The following is a 1,416-nucleotide window of genomic DNA, read 5'->3' on the forward strand; positions in this document are numbered from 1 at the left end:
TAATGCCGATCAGTTAAAGCCAAAGTGATCGGTTGAAGGATCCTTCCGAGCTGTCAAAATCCAAGTGTATTTAATGCACTTGGATTTTTTTATGGATGTTTCTCAAGCTCTAAACATAATTAATGATTGGAAACCTAGCAGCGTTGAGACTTTGTCTGACTTGCTTCCAATTGAACTCATCGACGAAGCCTATTCTCTTACTGATACTGTCACGATGAGAAAGAGGAAATTAACTTTAGAATCCATGGTGTGGCTGCTTGTTGGAATGGCTATCTACAACAGTAAATCCATGAAAGATTTAGTGAACCAACTTGATATTGTCGACCGTACAGGTAAAGCTTTTGTCGCACCGAGTGCGTTAACTCAACGTCGAAAGACGTTGGGTGAAGACGCAATTAAAGCGGTCTTTGAGCGAATGACTACGTCATGGTTAAAAAGTGCAAAGTTACCCCAGTGGAATGGATTAACGCTTCTTGGCGTCGATGGCGTTGTTTGGCGAACGCCCGATAACCCGCAAAATGAAAAGGCATTTTCTCGACAAAAAGGGACGCAATATCCGCAAGTGAGAATGGTCTGCCAAATGGAACTAAGCAGTCACATTATTACGGCCAGTGCATTTGATAATTACAATACAAACGAAATGATATTAGCTGAAAAACTGATAGAAACAACACCAAACCATAGCGTGACAATGTTCGATAAGGGGTTCTATTCTTTAGGCTTATTACATAAATGGCAAGACTCTGGCTCGGAGCGTCATTGGCTTATCCCCCTCAAGAAAAATACACAATATGACATTGTTCAATCTTTAGGGCGAAATGACAAACTGGTTCAATTACACAGTAACCCAAGGGCTAGAAAGCTATGGCCTGATTTACCAAAGTCGATAACCGCTCGACTTGTCACTCGTAAAATTAAAGGAAAAGACTACCAAGTATTAACCTCCATGACGGACTCCCTGCGTTACCCATCAAAAGATATTGCAGGCCTTTATGAACATCGTTGGGAAATTGAGCTAGGCTACCGAGAGCAAAAACAATACATGCTTGGAAATCGTCTCACGCTGCGAAGTCGTTTACCAGAACTGGTAAAGCAGGAGTTATGGGGCATCTTGCTTACTTACAATTTAATCCGATACCAGATGGTCGAGCTCTGCTTCAATTTAAAGGGAAATTACCTTCCTTATCAACTGAGTTTTAACGGCACATTAGCTCATGTATCTGCGTTACTTGTAGGCTTACCTTACTCAACACCAGGCGCAATACCTCGTCAGCTAAAAGGGTTCCACAACATGGCTGAAAGCTTAATACTTGAAGGGCGAAGGGAAAGGACATTCCCTAGAACAGTTAAACCCAGACCACAACGGTATGCTAAGAACAAAAATGCCGTTCACTCTTAAGTGAACGGCATTAAGCC

General features: G+C 42.0%; 1 protein-coding gene. It reads left to right on the forward strand.

Going from position 1 to position 1,416, the window contains the following annotated elements:
• The first annotated feature begins 91 nt into the window (after positions 1–91).
• The gene (locus AB4589_RS04725) at positions 92–1,399 is read left to right on the forward strand and encodes an IS4 family transposase (RefSeq protein WP_102250515.1); all 1,308 of its coding nucleotides are present in this window, start codon (positions 92–94) and stop codon (positions 1,397–1,399) included.
• The last annotated feature ends 17 nt before the right edge of the window (positions 1,400–1,416 follow it).

Origin of the sequence: Vibrio sp. 10N.222.49.A3 (genome assembly GCF_041475145.1) — a bacterium.
Classification (GTDB): domain Bacteria; phylum Pseudomonadota; class Gammaproteobacteria; order Enterobacterales; family Vibrionaceae; genus Vibrio; species Vibrio tasmaniensis_A.

What these genes read in the sequence shown, in the direction of transcription:
- AB4589_RS04725 (WP_102250515.1), top strand. Translation starts at nt 92, where the DNA reads ATGGATGTTTCTCAAGCTCTAAACATAATTAATGATTGGAAACCTAGC.